We start from the raw sequence: 1,130 nt of genomic DNA on the forward strand, positions 1-1,130 counted from the left end.
ATACCAATTTTATATGAAGCTGCATATAATAGAGAAAACAAACTCGATAAATTAAAAGAACAATGAGCCGCCCTTTTAAGATTGAAATCGCAGAGAGCGAAGAAGAACTTAAAAAACGTCTACAAACAGCCAACTTAGGGAATCAGAAAGAAAAACTTATTATGCTGTGGTGGATAAAAAGCGGGCAGGTTAAAGAGCAGCAAGACATTGGAAAACGCTTGGCAAAAGATACTTCAACAGTCACAAGATGGTTGCAGAAGTATAGAACTGATGGGATATCAGGCTTATTAGCAATCAAAAAGGCACCAGGAGCAAAACGGAAAATCGATGATACGGCGATCGCCGCACTTGAGGAGGAGTTAAAAACAGGAAAAGGCTTTAGTAGCTATGGTGCAATAGTTGAGTGGTTAAAAAAAGAACATGGACAAGATATAGAGTATGCAACGGTTTATGCCTGGGTTCGATATCGATTAGGGGCAAAACTAAAAGTGCCTCGCCCTCAAAGCCATAACCAAGACGAGAAATTGGTATCTGAATTTAAAAAAAACTCGGCATCATTCTTAATTGTCTAGAAAAACATCTAGCACCCGGCAAGTGTGTTCGCTACCTGTGCCAGGATGAAACTAGGGTAGGACTGAAAACTCTTACAGGAAAAGTGATTACAGCTTCAGGAGTCAAGCCCACGGTTGAGGTGAAATGGCCACGGGAAAACTTTTGGATTTATGGTGCAATTGAACCATTGACTGGAGATCATAACATTATGAGTATCCGAAATTGAATGGCGAGTGTTTTCAACAGTTTTTGGACTGGCTATCTCAACAATTAGGTGGAGATTACGCTATTTTACAGGTTGACCAAGCACCTGCTCATACAAGTTCAAAACTCCGTTGGCCAGAAAATATTATTCCTCTATTTCAACCACCTTCAGCCCCTGAACTCAATCCCATTGAAAGGCTTTGGCAGCTCCTCAAGAAACCACTCAAAAATCAACTTTTCTCTTCTTTACAGACTTTACGCGATCGCATCCAAGAAATATTTGACCAACTTACACTTGAGCAGGTAATATCTGTCTCTTCTTATAACTTTATTTTAGAAGCTCTTTTCTATGCAGCTTCATATTAAATTGGTAT

3 protein-coding genes are annotated in these 1,130 nt (G+C 39.6%); all 3 read left to right on the forward strand.

Going from position 1 to position 1,130, the window contains the following annotated elements; translation table 11 throughout:
* Positions 1–62 precede the first annotated feature (62 nt).
* The 3 genes from GNF10_RS37015 (at position 63) to GNF10_RS37020 (ending at position 1,122) form a co-directional block, all read left to right on the forward strand.
* Positions 63–572 carry a helix-turn-helix domain-containing protein gene (locus tag GNF10_RS37015; RefSeq protein WP_185592219.1) on the forward strand — a complete coding sequence of 170 codons (510 nt, stop codon included), beginning with the start codon at positions 63–65 and terminating at the stop codon, positions 570–572.
* A gap of 83 nt (positions 573–655) precedes the next feature.
* Positions 656–778, forward strand: a complete 123-nt coding sequence (locus GNF10_RS39200) for a hypothetical protein (protein WP_260445960.1) — start codon at positions 656–658, stop codon at positions 776–778.
* A gap of 23 nt (positions 779–801) precedes the next feature.
* The gene (locus GNF10_RS37020) at positions 802–1,122 is read left to right on the forward strand and encodes a transposase (protein WP_185607502.1); all 321 of its coding nucleotides are present in this window, start codon (positions 802–804) and stop codon (positions 1,120–1,122) included.
* Positions 1,123–1,130 lie beyond the last annotated feature (8 nt).

It is taken from the genome of Nostoc sp. UCD121 (assembly GCF_014222285.1).
Classification (GTDB): Bacteria; Cyanobacteriota; Cyanobacteriia; order Cyanobacteriales; family Nostocaceae; genus Nostoc.

What these genes read in the sequence shown, in the direction of transcription:
- GNF10_RS37015 (WP_185592219.1), top strand. Translation starts at nt 63, where the DNA reads ATGAGCCGCCCTTTTAAGATTGAAATCGCAGAGAGCGAAGAAGAACTT.